The 12,904-nt window shown below is 70.9% G+C and carries 16 protein-coding genes; 14 read left to right on the top strand and 2 right to left on the bottom strand.

Features of this window, described 5'->3' with window-relative positions:
- Nucleotides 1–166 precede the first annotated feature (166 nt).
- From J5V16_RS19345 to J5V16_RS19330, 4 genes are all read left to right on the top strand, one after another.
- Nucleotides 167–310: a hypothetical protein gene (locus J5V16_RS19345; RefSeq protein ID WP_208498613.1), complete on the top strand. Its 144-nt coding sequence runs from the start codon at nt 167–169 to the stop codon at nt 308–310.
- A gap of 3 nt (nt 311–313) precedes the next feature.
- On the top strand, nt 314–1,648 hold the full coding sequence (locus J5V16_RS19340; RefSeq protein WP_208498612.1) for a metallophosphoesterase: 1,335 nt from the start codon (nt 314–316) through the stop codon (nt 1,646–1,648).
- Nucleotides 1,649–1,682: 34 nt separating this feature from the next.
- Nucleotides 1,683–2,384, top strand: coding sequence for an alpha/beta fold hydrolase (locus tag J5V16_RS19335; RefSeq protein WP_208498611.1), 702 nt, complete (start codon nt 1,683–1,685; stop codon nt 2,382–2,384).
- Nucleotides 2,385–2,449: 65 nt separating this feature from the next.
- Entirely contained in the window at nt 2,450–3,259 is an 810-nt protein-coding gene (locus tag J5V16_RS19330; RefSeq protein ID WP_208498610.1) for an isocitrate lyase/PEP mutase family protein, read from the top strand.
- A gap of 158 nt (nt 3,260–3,417) precedes the next feature.
- On the opposite strand, the gene J5V16_RS19325 is transcribed toward J5V16_RS19330, so the two are convergent.
- Nucleotides 3,418–4,050 (bottom strand): TetR/AcrR family transcriptional regulator, encoded by a 633-nt coding sequence (locus J5V16_RS19325; RefSeq protein ID WP_208498609.1) that lies wholly within the window; start codon nt 4,048–4,050, stop codon nt 3,418–3,420.
- Between the two features lie 62 nt (nt 4,051–4,112).
- Here J5V16_RS19325 and J5V16_RS19320 point away from each other — a divergent pair, with 62 nt between their 5' ends.
- From J5V16_RS19320 to J5V16_RS19310, 3 genes are read left to right on the top strand one after another with little or no spacing between them, the layout of a single operon-like run.
- Nucleotides 4,113–5,369, top strand: coding sequence for an MFS transporter (locus tag J5V16_RS19320; protein ID WP_208498608.1), 1,257 nt, complete (start codon nt 4,113–4,115; stop codon nt 5,367–5,369).
- Entirely contained in the window at nt 5,366–5,983 is a 618-nt protein-coding gene (locus J5V16_RS19315; RefSeq protein WP_208498607.1) for a hypothetical protein, read from the top strand. Before J5V16_RS19320 ends, J5V16_RS19315 begins: the two co-directional genes overlap by 4 nt.
- A gap of 17 nt (nt 5,984–6,000) precedes the next feature.
- The gene (locus J5V16_RS19310; RefSeq protein WP_208498606.1) at nt 6,001–6,570 is read left to right on the top strand and encodes a DUF2165 family protein; all 570 of its coding nucleotides are present in this window, start codon (nt 6,001–6,003) and stop codon (nt 6,568–6,570) included.
- A gap of 101 nt (nt 6,571–6,671) precedes the next feature.
- On the opposite strand, the gene J5V16_RS19305 is transcribed toward J5V16_RS19310, so the two are convergent.
- On the bottom strand, nt 6,672–6,980 hold the full coding sequence (locus J5V16_RS19305) for a helix-turn-helix domain-containing protein (protein ID WP_208498605.1): 309 nt from the start codon (nt 6,978–6,980) through the stop codon (nt 6,672–6,674).
- A 419-nt stretch (nt 6,981–7,399) separates the two neighbouring features.
- Between J5V16_RS19305 and J5V16_RS19300 the strand changes: the two genes are divergently transcribed.
- From J5V16_RS19300 to J5V16_RS19270, 7 genes are all read left to right on the top strand, one after another.
- The gene (locus tag J5V16_RS19300; RefSeq protein ID WP_208498604.1) at nt 7,400–8,158 is read left to right on the top strand and encodes a helix-turn-helix transcriptional regulator; all 759 of its coding nucleotides are present in this window, start codon (nt 7,400–7,402) and stop codon (nt 8,156–8,158) included.
- 11 nt (nt 8,159–8,169) lie between these two features.
- Nucleotides 8,170–8,868: an HAD family hydrolase gene (locus tag J5V16_RS19295; RefSeq protein WP_208498603.1), complete on the top strand. Its 699-nt coding sequence runs from the start codon at nt 8,170–8,172 to the stop codon at nt 8,866–8,868.
- Between the two features lie 60 nt (nt 8,869–8,928).
- On the top strand, nt 8,929–9,576 hold the full coding sequence (locus tag J5V16_RS19290) for a 4'-phosphopantetheinyl transferase family protein (RefSeq protein ID WP_208498602.1): 648 nt from the start codon (nt 8,929–8,931) through the stop codon (nt 9,574–9,576).
- Between the two features lie 235 nt (nt 9,577–9,811).
- Nucleotides 9,812–11,161, top strand: coding sequence for a class I adenylate-forming enzyme family protein (locus tag J5V16_RS19285; RefSeq protein ID WP_208498601.1), 1,350 nt, complete (start codon nt 9,812–9,814; stop codon nt 11,159–11,161).
- On the top strand, nt 11,158–11,892 hold the full coding sequence (locus J5V16_RS19280) for an SDR family NAD(P)-dependent oxidoreductase (protein WP_208498600.1): 735 nt from the start codon (nt 11,158–11,160) through the stop codon (nt 11,890–11,892). Before J5V16_RS19285 ends, J5V16_RS19280 begins: the two co-directional genes overlap by 4 nt.
- Nucleotides 11,886–12,161: a phosphopantetheine-binding protein gene (locus tag J5V16_RS19275; RefSeq protein ID WP_208498599.1), complete on the top strand. Its 276-nt coding sequence runs from the start codon at nt 11,886–11,888 to the stop codon at nt 12,159–12,161. Before J5V16_RS19280 ends, J5V16_RS19275 begins: the two co-directional genes overlap by 7 nt.
- On the top strand, nt 12,158–12,901 hold the full coding sequence (locus tag J5V16_RS19270) for an AfsA-related hotdog domain-containing protein (RefSeq protein ID WP_208498598.1): 744 nt from the start codon (nt 12,158–12,160) through the stop codon (nt 12,899–12,901). The genes J5V16_RS19275 and J5V16_RS19270 overlap by 4 nt, the downstream gene beginning before the upstream one ends.
- The last annotated feature ends 3 nt before the right edge of the window (nt 12,902–12,904 follow it).

Genomic DNA, 12,904 nt, shown 5'->3' with positions numbered 1-12,904 from the left:
GGCGAACACCCGCGCCCACGGCGGCACTCGAGGCGCGGCCACGGAACGATGCCGCGCCCCCGCGCCGCACGCGCGCACGGGACTCCGCCCCGCCGCCAGGACGCCCCGCACCCGCGGACCGCGAGCGAGCTAGCATCGCAGCGACCGAGACACAAGGAGGCCAACCATGACGCGCACCGCAGCTGCCGGCGGCGGCACTGGCATCGGCCACGTCAACGCCTCCCTCGCGCACCGGCTCGCTGCCCCGGAAGGCGGCAACGTCACCGCCCCGCTCATCCGATCCCTCGGCGACTCGCCGGCCGGCCGCTAGCCGATGGCCACCGCTTGGTTCGTCGTCCGATTCCTCGCGGTCACGGTCGGCTTCGCCGTCCTCCACGGGTACCTGTGGTGGCGGCTGTGCCGCGACACGACGAAACCAGGATCCGCGTGGCGGCCGATCGGTGCGATCGCGCTCGGCGTCCTCGCGGTCTTCGGGCTCCTCGCCCGGTTCCTCACGCCCTCCGATGCCCCGATCGACGTCCAGGCCGCCGTCGGCTACCCCGGCCTGATCTGGTTCGGCGTCTTCCTCTACCTCTTCGGCCTCCTCGTGGTCACCGAACCCCTGCGATGGTTCCTCCTGCGCCGCAAGGGGGTACCATCCGAGCCACCGCCTTGGGCGCTCGTCCGCGACTGGCTGCGGCAGTGGCGCCGACGTCGCAAGCGAACGCGTGAACCTGAGCTCGCCGAAGCGACCGACCCGAATTCCGCCGCAGCCGAGTCGGCACCGGCGACCGGTGCATCGGCGGCGCCCGGTAGTACGTCACACGTCACCGTTCACACACGACGCCGCATGATGTCACGGGCGATCGGGCTCGGGGCGTCCGCGCTGGCCGTCGCGACGGTCGGGCACGGCCTGTACGAGGGCTACCGGACCCCTCCGCTCAAGCCGGTGACGGTCCGCCTCGAACGCCTCTCCCGGCAGTTCGACGGCTACCGGATCGCGGTCGTCGGCGACACGCACTTCTCTGCGATCCGCGGGCGCGAATACTGCGAGCGCGTGGTCGAGCAGATCAACCGCGCGCAAGCGGACCTCATCGCGTTCGTCGGCGACCTCGCCAGCAACGAGGTCGACCAGGTCCGGGACGCCGTCGACCCGCTCGCCCGCCTCGAGGCGCGCGACGGGACCTTCTTCGTGGCGGGCAACGCCGAGCATTACGTGGGCGCCGACGAGTGGTACGACCGCGTCGCCGAACTCGGCATGCACGGCCTCCCGAACACCCGGGTCGAACTGCCCGGCTTCGACCTCGCGGGCGTCAACGACCTCATCGTCGTCCAGCGCGGCTTCGAGAGCGAGACCGGCCCGGATTTCGAAGCGGCCCTGGGGGACCGGGATCCGGACCGGCCGGTGGTCTTCATGGCCCACCAGCCGAACGCGGTCGACTACATCGACGGTTACGGCGTGGACCTCCAGCTCTCGGGCCACACCCACGGCGGCCAGATGTGGCCCGTGCATTACGCGTCGCTCATCCGCAGTGGCCAGCTCACCGGCCTCGAACGGCACGGGGACACGCAGGTGTACGTCACGAACGGCGCGGGCACGAACGGCCCGCCGATCCGGGTCGGCGCGGACGCCGACATCACGGTGATGACCCTCCGCGCCGGAAACTAGCGCCGGTGTCGGTGCCCGCCGCTATGGTCGGGCGATGGACATCATCCTCATCCCCGGTCTGTGGCTCGACGCGTCGTCGTGGAGCGAGATCACGCCCGCGCTCGAGAAGGCCGGGCACCGGACCCACCCGATCACCCTGCCCGGCATGGCATCCCGCGACGCCGACCGCTCCGGCATCGGACTGCGCGACCACATCGACGCGGTCGTGGCCGCCGTCGACGCGGTCGACGGCCCGGTCGTCCTCGTGGGCCACTCCGGCGGCGGCGCGGTCGCGCACGCGGTCGCCGACGCCCGGCCCGACCGGATCGCCCGCGTCGTCTACGTCGACTCGGCACCGCTCGGCCCCGGCGGGGTCATCAACGACGAGCTGCCTGTCGTCGACGGCGAGATCCCGCTGCCCGACTGGGACGTGTTCGAGGACGAGGACTTGGTCGACCTCGACGACGACCTCCGCGAGGCCTTCCGCGCCAAGGCGATCCCCTCGCCGAAGGGCGTCGCGTTCGACAAGCAGGTGCTCGGCGACGAGCGCCGCTTCGACGTGCCGATCACGCTCGTCTGCTGCGAGTTCAGCAGCGCGATGGTGCGGGCGTGGATCGAGCAGGAAGTGCCGTTCGTGCGGGAGATCGCGGCGGTCAAGGACGTCTCGTACATCGACCTCCCGACCGGGCACTGGCCGCAGTTCACGAAGCCGGCCGAGCTTGCCGACGCGCTCGTCTCGGCGGTCGGCCGCGCCTGACGCGTGTTGACGGTGATGTCGTTTCGTGGCCAGCCACGAGGCGACATCACGGCTTAGATGGGGGCATGACGAACACGACCGCTTCCCGCTTCCGCTCCCTTCACACCACTCCGGCCCTGCGCCTCCCGAACTGCTGGGACGCCGCCAGCGCGGCGGTCATCGCCGCCGCGGGCGCACCGGCGATCGCGACGACGAGCGCCGGTGTCGCTTGGAGTCTCGGCCGCCCGGACGGCGACGCGATCGACCGCGACGCGGCACTGGAGGCGATCGCCCGGGTCGTACGGGCCGTGGACGTGCCGGTGACCGCCGACATCGAGTCCGGTTTCGGCGCGACCCCCAAGGAGGTGGCCGCGACGCTCGCGGCGGTGGCCGAGGCCGGCGCGGTCGGCGTCAACATCGAGGACACGGTCGCCGAGCATCCGGGGTCCCTGCGTGATCTCGCGGACCAGGTGGAACGGCTCGGCGCGGCCCGCGAGGGCGCGGGGCCTGACCTGTTCATCAACGCGCGCATCGACATGTACCTGGCCGGGATCGGCGAGGAGTCGGAGCGTTTCGAGGCGACGGTGGCGCGCGCGAAGGCCTACGCGGACGCCGGCGCCGACGGCATCTTCGTGCCCGGCGTGACCGACCCTGCGGTGATCGAGCAGCTGGTGGAGGCGATCCGCCTGCCGCTCAACATCCTTGCCGGACCCGGCGCTCCCGCGCCGTCGGAACTCGACCGCCTCGGCGTGGCCCGCATCAGCCTCGGCTCGAGCGTCGCCATGGCCGCATACGAGGTCGCCAGGAAGGCGGCGGTCGGTTTCTTCGAGGCGGACTCGTACGCAGCGGTCGAAGGTGGCATCGCCTACGGCACGATGAACGACCTCCTCGCCTGAGCAACCCTCACGAGAACGGCCGGGGCGGCGTTCGCCGCCCCGGCCGGACCTGTCGTACCCACCTGCCACCCTGGATATTTCGGGGGCGCTGCGAAATGCCGCACCCGACCGCGGGGGAGGGATGAATCGGGCGCCGGCCGGAGGCCGGTGCCCGTGCGTCAAGCCCCGGCTTCTTCCTTCGTCGGGCGCAGGGCCGATCGGGCGAAGCTGAGCACGTGCTCGCGCATGATCTCGGGGTTCTCGCTCTCGTCGGCGCCCATGATGAGGCGCGCGAGCTGCGGCACGACGCTCGGCCATGCGGCGAGTCCGATAAGGATGAACAGGGTCGGGGCCGCCTGCAGGTGACCCTCGGCCGCGCCGAGCGACTGCTCGAGCGCGCTGACCTTCTCGCGGTAGCGCCCCTGCCGCTCCTCCTCGCCCGGCAGCGGCTCGGTCCGGTAGTGCAGCGCCTCCCACAGCAGCAGCCGCAGCAGCTGCGGGTGCAGCCGGTGGAACTCGTGCACCCGGTCGACGTACTCGACGAGGTCCTCGCCCGCCGTCAGCGGCACCGCCTCGGCGAGTTCGTCGAGCGCGTCGTTGACGACGGCGTCGAACAGCCCCTCCTTGCTGCCGAAATACCCGTAGACGCGCTCGCGGTTGACACCCGAGCGGGCGGCGATGTCGGAGATGCGCGTATGGGCGAGCCCGTGCTCGGCGAACACCTCCCGGGCGGCGCGCAGGAGCTTCTCCCGGGTGGTCAGCGGCGCCGCGGCCGCCCCGGTGTCGTAAGTGCGAAGTTGTGAATCCGACATGAACGTAATAATACTCCAACTCCGATGTTGACCAACAAACGAGTTGGTGGTCTAATGGGATCATGAGCCAGCAAGCCCAAGTCCGCCCCGCCGCGACGCCCGGCCCGGACCCCGAACCGCGATGGGCCCCCACCGGGCGCACCATCGTCCCGCTGGCCGCGGCCGGCGTCTTCGTCGTCGGCCAGCTCTACGTGGTGATCCCCCTCCTCGGGGAGTTCACCGCCGGCTGGCGCGCCGGCACCGCCCAAGCCGCCTGGATGGTCACCGCCTTCGGCTTCGCCTACGCGGCCGGCTTCCTCTTCTCCGGCCCCGCCGCCGACCGGTTCGGGCGCCGCCGCGTCCTCCTCATCGGCCTCGTCGCCTCCGCCCTCGCCACCGGCGCCGTCGGCCTCGCCGACGACCTCGCCTCCGGCCTCACCCTCCGCGCGATCCAAGGGTTCACGTCGGCGTTCTTCGCCCCCGCCGCCCTCGCCTACGTCGCCGAACGCATCGCCCCGCCCCGCCGGCCCATCGCGCTCACCACGATGACCAGCGGCTTCATCGCCTCCGCGATCATCGCCCAAGCCGCCGCCACCCTCCTCCTGCCCGCCTTCGGCTGGCAGTCCCCGTTCTTCGGCGGCACCGTATGCGTCCTCGCACTCGCCGCCATCCTCTACTCCGTCCTCGAACCCGACCCCGCCCGCGACGGCACCACCCGCACCAATCCCCTGCGCGCCATGGGAACGCTGCTTCGCCGCCGCGACACCCTCCTGCTCTACCTCGCGACCGCGACCGTCCTCTCCTCGTTCGTCGCCGTCTACACCGGACTCGAGACCGTCGGCCCCGAAGCGGTCGCGGGCAACCCGACCGCGATGCTCCTCCTGCGCGCCTCCGCGCTCCCGGCGTTCCTCGCCGCGCCGTGGATCGCCGGACGCCTGCGCAAGTACGCCCCGACCACCCGCGTCGTCGGCGCGCTGGCCGTGGCCGCCGCCAGCGCCTTCCTCGCCGCCGCCGTCTCCGGCCTCGGCGTGTGGGCGATCGCGGTGTGCCTGCTCGAGTTCGTCGGCGGCGTCGCGCTCGCCGCGCCGGGGCTCATCGAGGCCGTCGGCTCGGTCGCCGGCCCGGCCAGGGCCGCCGCCACCGCGCTGTACACGTTCGTCCTGTTCATCGGGGCGAGCCTGGGCCCGCAGTTGGCGGCCTTCGCCGACGCCGCCGGATTCGCGGGCGTCTGCGTCGCCGCCGGAACGCTTCTCGCCGCGGGGTCGATGATCGCCCTCGCTGCGCGCCGTACCAGGAACAGCATGGCCTTACCGGGCCTCTACCCCCAGGAAGCCAGATGACGCGAACCGACACCCGCGATGACACCCACACCGCACGCACCCTCGAGCGCCAGGCGCTCTTCGGCACCGGCCTCAGCGTCCCGTCCACTTGGGACATAGTGGACGTCCGCGAGGGCGACCACGACGGCCTGCCGGTCACCGTGGTCCGCCGCCAACCGGACGGCTACCGCCTCGGCGGCCCCCACGCCACCGTCGTCGCCGACCGGGACGGCCGCCTCCTCGGCTACACCTGCCTCCGCGCGAACGATCCGGCCGACCTCCTCGACCGGGCCGAAAGCCGCAGGGCCGCATTCGACCTCATCCGCCGCGCCGCCGGCGCCTACGCCGACGACCTCGCCGTGCAGTGGATCAAGCGGCACGACGAGACCGTCGCCGAAGCGGACGGATCCGTCCGGGCGGTCACCGGCATGAAGGTCAAGACCCGCCACGCCGACGGCCGCTACACCTGGGCCGTCGTCGGCCCCGGCGGCACCGTTCTCACCTATGAGCGCGGCATCAGCTGGGACGCCGCCCGCGCGCGGCGCGGCACCCCGATGTGGCTCCATGACAAGTGGATCGCCGCCCACGACGGGCTCGGCCCGCAACCCGAGCCCCCCTACGCCACCGCACACTGAACGAAAGGAACAGACCCTTGTCTACCCCCACGGTCAAGACCGAGCCGGCGCCGCTGCGCCTCGTCGACGAGCCCGAGCGCTCCGGCGGCACCGGGATCATCCTCTTCCAGACCCTGATCCTCACCTGGGCCGCCGCCTGGCTGACCCTGGTCGTCACCAACAACATCAACGACTTCGGCACGAACCGCGCGCTCATCGCGGGCATGTTCACGATGGACGAACTCGACGCGGACACGGTGCTGGGCAACGGCATCGAGTGGCGCGCGATCCCCGAGGGCCTGGCGGTCCCGGCGCTCATCGGCGTCATCGCCTACCAGCTGCTCACGATCGTGCTGCTGTGGCGCGGCGCCGTGTTCGCCATCAGGGCACTGCTCCGGCGCGAGCCGGCGCTCCCGGCCCGCGCCCTCCGCGCGGCCAACCTCGGCCTGTCCGCGTTCGCCGGACTGTTCGTCGTGTTCCTCTGCGGCGGCATGTGGTTCGGGTACTGGATGAAGATGGGCCCGGTCCAGATGGTCCACCTCACCGGCCTGATCATCTCGATCCTCGCGGTGATCGTGGTCAACCTCCAGCCCCGCGCCCGGGTGTAGCGGCCAGGGCCGTCCGATGCTCCGCGGCCCCCTGCGCGCTCAGGGGGCCGCGGCACTCCGACAACGGGGTCGGTCCGAATCGGACGCGTGGCGCGCCATTCTCAAGGCGATCCCGAAGCGCTGCCCCGCCGTTCGAACGCTTCGGTGAGGAGTGCGAACGCGGGCGTGTTGGCGGGCACCGCCTTCGGATTCACATCACCGTAAATAGTGGCCATTACCACCATCTGCAGCGTCGTCTCGGCGCCGAATCGCCGCATGATCGAATCGACCCTCCGGCGCAGGTGCCGGTCGGTGATTCCCAGCCATTCCGCGGCCGTCTGCTGGTCCGGGGCGGCGATGAGATGCGCGATGACTTCCCTGTCCCGAGGCGTCGACTTCGGCGCCCGCGGGGGGTGTTCCGGGGTTGTCATTGTGGTGACCTTCCTTGTCGCATAGGGAAACCGGCTGTGCGGTGGGGACGGAAGTTCCTACGGATGATACGTGGACGCGCAAACCGCCCGAGTCCTTCGAACGACCCGTCTCACTCTTCGTGTCCGAATCCGGACATCCGGTGTTGACAATCCGGGATGAGCCGGGCAACGATGGATCGCGGCAACGTCGCCACCGTCATCGACTCGGCACTTTCCCTCCGATCCGGACCCCACGGAACCGACGGGAACCTTTTCGCCGACATATCGATCTCCCTCCATCCAGGTCCCGGAAAGCGCTACGGCAGCACCGGTCCAGTGGCCGAATGCGCCAATTACTCAGAGCTTCAAGTAACAGCGCTTCCTCCGGCACCGCGGCGACGAAACACCCCCTGCGATCGAGAGACAGGAGTCGGGCAGACATGCTGGACAGACCACCAGGGCAGGTATGGTCCGAGGCCGTGTTCAACGTGGCCCTGGGCATCGGCGGCGGACACCTCCGCACGGAACTCGAACGAATACTCACCAGGCTCGACCTCGTGCGGACCGTCACCACCCACGAGAGCCCCGAGACCGCGATCCACAGCGCCGCAGGGCGGTCCGACCCGCTCGGCCCCGCGCTCGTCTTCCTCGTCCTCGACGAGCTGCGGCCCGCCGCCGTGGCGATGCTCGCCGAGAGCGACCTCCGCTCCGTCCTCCTCGTCACCCGCACCGCCGACGTCGACCTCGCCCAGATCGCCCGCATACCCAGCGCCGGCATCCTCGACGCCGAGGACCTGTCCCCCTACGCCGTCCGGGACTGCCTGGAGCGCATCGCGATCGGGGAACTCCCGATCCCCGCGCGGCTCGCGCACCGGCTCCTCACCTCCAAGACCGCCGACACCAGACGGCCGCCGCGGCTCACTCCGCGCGAACGCGAAGTGGTGCCGCTCCTCGTCGAAGGCATGAGCAACAAGCAGATCGCGCGCCGCCTCGAGATCTCGCAGCACGGTGCGAAACGCCTCGTCGGCAGCATCATGGCCAAACTCGACTCTCCCAACAGGACCTTCGCGGTCACCCGCATCCTCCGCGAAGGCCTGCACACCTCGCGTGCGCCACGGGAGGCGCACCTCGACGAGGAGCCGCTGCCACCGGTGGCGGCACCCGACCCTTACGTCCTCGAATGCCAGCACACCACCTGAGAGGCACCGGCATGACCGACCGCACCCGAGCCGCGTTCTTCGACGTCGACGAGACCGTCATCAGCGTCAAGAGCATGTTCGACTTCCTCCGCCACTGGCTCGAGCACAGCGACGACCAGCGCACCTACGAAGCGGCCACCGCCGAACTGCACGCGCTCGCCGCCGCGGGCCGTCCCCGCTCCGAGGTCAACCGCGCCTTCTACCGGGGCTTCGCCGGGACCTCCTACGACGACCTCCTGGAGGAGGGCCGCAAATGGTATGCGGCCTACCGGCTCCGTCCCGACGCCTTCGTCCGGGCCACCATGGACGCGATACGGGCGCACCGACGCGACGGTGACATGACGGTCCTCGTCTCCGGCTCGTTCGAGGCCTGCCTCGCGCCGCTCGCCGAGGAACTGGGCGTCGACCTGGCGCTCGGCACCGTCCCGATCGTCGGCGCCGACGGCCGGCTCACCGGCGACATCGAACGCCCCATGATCGGCGAGGTCAAGGCCCTGGCCGTCCAGGAGACCATCGCCGCCTACGGCCTGGACGCCGCGGACTGCTTCTGCTACGGCGACCATGCAAGCGACCTCGACATGCTCCAGCAGGTCGGCCACCCGTGCGTGATCGGCGCCGACCCGGTGCTCGCCGAACACGCGGGGCGGCTCGGCTGGACCCGGCTCCCCGCGACCCCCGGCCCGCTCCCGGAGCCGCCGGGCGCCGCGTGACCGCCGACCGCTCACGCGCCCCATCGAACCGGTGACCGCGACCGGACGCCGGGACCGCCGTTGATCGAGCGGATCCTCCCGGACGGCGTCGCCGCCGCCTGGACCACGACCGACCCCGCGGACGTGCGCCTCTTCCCCGAGGAGGAGGCCCACGTCCGCGGGGCCGTGCCCTCCCGCCGCCGCGAGTTCGCCGCCGGCCGCCACTGCGCCCGGCAAGCCCTCACGCGACTCGGCCTGCCCGCCACCGCCATCCCGACCGGCGACCGGGGCCAGCCCTTGTGGCCCGACGGCGTCGTCGGCAGCATCACCCACTGCGACGGCTACCGCGCCGCCGTCGCGGCCAGGCAAGATCGGTTGGCGGCCATCGGGATCGACGCTGAAGTCCACCGCCCGCTCCCGCCAGAGCTCCACGCGACCGTGCTCCTGCCCGACGAGCGCGCCGACCTCGCGCACTTCGCCGCCGCCGACCCCGCCGTCCACTGGCCCGTGGTCGCCTTCAGCGCCAAGGAAGCCCTCTACAAGGCCTGGTTCACCGTCACCGGACGCTGGCTCGGATTCCTCGACGCCCGCCTCCGCTTCGACCCCGCCGGCGCATTCACCGCCGACCTCCTCCTCACTCGTGAAAAAGGGCCGTCGCGGGTTCCGTCTTTCACTGGACGCTGGCATACTGACGGCGCGATCGTGGTCACCGCAGTCACCGCCGAATAACGTCTTCACACTCGTGAATGGACGGGTATACCCGTTCGGGCACACCATCCGCGCAGCCCGAAAGTGGATATTGCGGGCCGCCGATCCCCTGCATAGGCTTGCCCGCAAAGGAACTCGAACCGGCGGCCATCAGGACTTCCGCTCCTGCACCGGCACCACCGTTCGAGGCGAACCTGCTATGCGGCACCCGGCATCGCGGCCTGCGTCGTCGCATTCCTGCTTACAGGGAGGCGTCATGAACATTGCCATTGTGAGACAACTCGCGGAACACGGCGACAGTGAGGCCGTCGTATTCCACGGCCACGGCAGCACTTATCGGCAGCTCGTCGAAATGGCGGGCGACTGGCAGCGATTCCTCGACGGCCACGACGTCGCCCCCGGCAGCGTCGTCGCTCTGGAAGGGACGTTCTCGCCGCTGCTGTGCGCGGGCCTGCTCGCGCTCATCGAGCGCCGCGTCGTGGTCGTGCCGCTGAGCGCGCTGCCGGCGGCGAAGCGGGCCGAGTTCCTGGAGGTCGCCCAGGTCGAGCTCGTGGTCTCGGTCGAGGAGAACGGGGTCCGCGCCCTGGAACGCACCGGCGTCAGCGCCGACCACGCGCACTACCGGGCGCTGCGCGAAGTCGGGCACCCCGGCCTGGTGCTCTTCAGCTCCGGCACCACCGGCCGCAGCAAGGCCTCGGTGCTCGACTTCCAGAAGGTCCTCGCCCGCTACCGGGCGAAAGGCCGCGACCAGCGCATCCTCTCGTTCCTGAGCCTGGACCACATCGGCGGGATCAACACGCTCCTGCACACGCTCGTCCAGGGCGGCACCGTCATCACGATCGCGAACCGCAGCCCGGAGGCCGTGTTCGCCGCGGTCGAGCGCCACCAGGTCGAGGTGCTGCCGACGACGCCGACGTTCCTGAACATGGTCCTCATCTCCGGGGTCCTGGAGCGGTTCGACAGCAGCTCTTTGCAACTGGTGACGTACGGGACCGAGCCGATGCCGATCCGCACCCTCAAGCGGCTCGCGGCCGCGCTGCCGCGCGTGCGGTTCAAGCAGACGTACGGCCTCTCCGAGCTCGGCATCCTGCCGACGAAGTCGCGCGGCGACGACACGCTCTGGGTCAAGCTGGGCGACGCCGGGTTCGAGCACAAGATCATCGACGACATCCTGTGGATCCGCTCGGACATGGCGATGCTCGGCTACCTCAACGCCGACGCGCCGTTCGACGCCGACGGGTTCTTCAACACGCAGGACGTGGTCGAGACGGACGGCGAGTGGATCCGCATCCTCGGCCGCCGCTCCGAGATCATCAACGTCGGCGGCGAGAAGGTCTACCCCAGCGAGGTCGAGAACACCGTCCTCGAGGTGCCCGGCGTCGCGGAGGTGACCGTGAGCGGCCACCCGAGCCACGTCACGGGCATGGTCGTCAAGGCCACCGTGCTCCTCAGCCCCGACTCCGACGAGGACCCCGGGGTGATGCAGAAGCGCATCCGCGCCCACTGCCGCGAGAAGCTCGAGTCGTTCAAAGTCCCCGCGGTCGTGCAGGTCTCGGGCGACCGGCAGCACTCGGACCGGTTCAAGAAGATCCGGGGCGCGGCGTGAGCACCGCGCCGGTGGCCGTGATCAGCGGCGGCAGCCGCGGCCTCGGCATGGTCCTGGCGGAGCGGCTGCTCGACCAGGGCTGGCGGATCGCCACGTTCAGCCGGACCGCGAGCGAGTTCACCGAGGCCATGGCCGAGAAGCACCCGGAGGACTTCCACTGGGCCGCAGTCGATCTCGCCGACACCGCCGCGCTGCGCGGGTTCGCGGTCGGGGCCCGGCGCCGGTTCGGCCGGATCGACCTGCTCGTCAACAACGCCGGCGTCCTGACCGAGCAGGAGCTGTTCCTGACCGTGCCGGGCCGCCGCATCGAGGACCTGATCGCCCTCAACCTGACCGCGCCCATCGCCCTCGCGCAGGCCTGCGCGAAGGTCATGAGCGCGCAGCGCAGCGGGCAGATCGTCAACGTCTCCTCGATCAACGCGATCCGCGGCTTCCGCGGCGTCGCGGTCTACGCCGCGGCGAAGGCCGGCCTGGACGGCTTCACCCGCAGCCTGGCCCGCGAGCTCGGGCCGCTCAACATCCGCGTCAACTCCGTGGTCCCCGGCTTCTTCGACAGCGGCATGACCGCCGACGTCACCGCCGAGAACCGCGCGCGCATCCAGAAGCGCACCCCGCTGGGCCGCCTCGCCGACATCGAGGAGATCGCGAACGCCGTCCTGTTCGTGGCCTCGCCCGGCGCCTCGTTCATCACCGGACAGAACATCATCGTCGACGGAGGAATCACATGCTAGACAAGATCGAAGCCCTGAACACCGTCCGCACCCACGTCATCGACCTCCTCGAAGAGGCGGGCGTCGAGCACGGCGCGATCGACGGCTCCGAGGCGCTGAACGCGGTCGGGCTCAACTCCCTGCTGCTCGCGCGCCTCATCATCCAGCTCGAGATCGAGTTCGGCGCCGACCCGTTCGGCGAAGGCGACCTGGTGATCTCGGACGTGCGCACGGTCGGCGAGCTCGCCGACGCGTACGCCGCGGCCGTGAGCGAGGGGGTGGCGGTATGAGCGCCGCGCACGAGCGGTCGGTCATGGTCGTCGGCGACCGGTTCGAGGAGTTCCTGACGCATCCGGGCACCATCGGGGTGAGCGCGATGCTGGAGTTCCTGCGCATCGGCGCCGGCGACGGCCCGCCCAAGATCACCGTCGGGCAGGGTCTGACGGGGGAGCAGCTGGCCGAGCTGGACAAGTTCGCCGAGACCGGCCGCTGTGTACTGTCCACTCAAGACCGCGTGCCGCAGCCGGTGGAGCGCTCGGTGACCCACAAGGTCTACGAGAAGAACGTCCTCATCGGCGACCTCGAGCGGGTCGGCGAGGGCCGCTACCGGACCCCGCTGGTCCTCGACGAGCGCGTCGAGGTCCTCGAGGACCACCTCACGGGCCTGCACATCCCGGCGGTGACTCTGCTGGAGGCCGCCCGGCAGACCTGGACCGCCGTCACCGAGCGGTACCTGATCGAGCCGGAGCCGAAGTCGCGGTTCGTCATCAGCCACGTGAACTCGACGTTCCTCAACTTCGTCTTCCCGATCCCGGCGCAGCTCGAGTACCGGTTGCGCAGCAAGGAGCAGGGGCCGGTCGGGCAGGTCATCGCGTTCACCGTGGAGATCCAGCAGACCGGGCGGATCTCGGCCCGGTTCGAGGCGGAGATCCGGGTGATCCCGGAGCGGTTCGCCGAGAAGCAGGAGGCCATGGCCGCCCGCCAGACGCTGCGCGACGAGACCACGCCGCGCGTACCGACAGGAGTCTGAATC

It is taken from the genome of Glycomyces niveus, from assembly GCF_017592475.1.
Lineage (GTDB): Bacteria > Actinomycetota > Actinomycetes > Mycobacteriales > Micromonosporaceae > Glycomyces > Glycomyces niveus.
This window is presented reverse-complemented; position numbering and strand designations above follow the sequence as displayed.

Excerpts from the sequence above, each read along its gene's own strand:
- J5V16_RS19325 (WP_208498609.1), bottom strand. The coding sequence starts at position 4,050 with ATGTCGGATTCACAACTTCGCACTTACGACACCGGGGCGGCCGCGGCG.
- J5V16_RS19270 (WP_208498598.1), top strand. The coding sequence starts at position 12,158 with ATGAGCGCCGCGCACGAGCGGTCGGTCATGGTCGTCGGCGACCGGTTC.
- J5V16_RS19330 (WP_208498610.1), top strand. The coding sequence starts at position 2,450 with ATGACGAACACGACCGCTTCCCGCTTCCGCTCCCTTCACACCACTCCG.
- J5V16_RS19300 (WP_208498604.1), top strand. The coding sequence starts at position 7,400 with ATGCTGGACAGACCACCAGGGCAGGTATGGTCCGAGGCCGTGTTCAAC.
- J5V16_RS19305 (WP_208498605.1), bottom strand. The coding sequence starts at position 6,980 with ATGACAACCCCGGAACACCCCCCGCGGGCGCCGAAGTCGACGCCTCGG.
- J5V16_RS19275 (WP_208498599.1), top strand. The coding sequence starts at position 11,886 with ATGCTAGACAAGATCGAAGCCCTGAACACCGTCCGCACCCACGTCATC.
- J5V16_RS19335 (WP_208498611.1), top strand. The coding sequence starts at position 1,683 with ATGGACATCATCCTCATCCCCGGTCTGTGGCTCGACGCGTCGTCGTGG.
- J5V16_RS19320 (WP_208498608.1), top strand. The coding sequence starts at position 4,113 with ATGAGCCAGCAAGCCCAAGTCCGCCCCGCCGCGACGCCCGGCCCGGAC.
- J5V16_RS19345 (WP_208498613.1), top strand. The coding sequence starts at position 167 with ATGACGCGCACCGCAGCTGCCGGCGGCGGCACTGGCATCGGCCACGTC.
- J5V16_RS19315 (WP_208498607.1), top strand. The coding sequence starts at position 5,366 with ATGACGCGAACCGACACCCGCGATGACACCCACACCGCACGCACCCTC.
- J5V16_RS19340 (WP_208498612.1), top strand. The coding sequence starts at position 314 with ATGGCCACCGCTTGGTTCGTCGTCCGATTCCTCGCGGTCACGGTCGGC.
- J5V16_RS19285 (WP_208498601.1), top strand. The coding sequence starts at position 9,812 with ATGAACATTGCCATTGTGAGACAACTCGCGGAACACGGCGACAGTGAG.
- J5V16_RS19295 (WP_208498603.1), top strand. The coding sequence starts at position 8,170 with ATGACCGACCGCACCCGAGCCGCGTTCTTCGACGTCGACGAGACCGTC.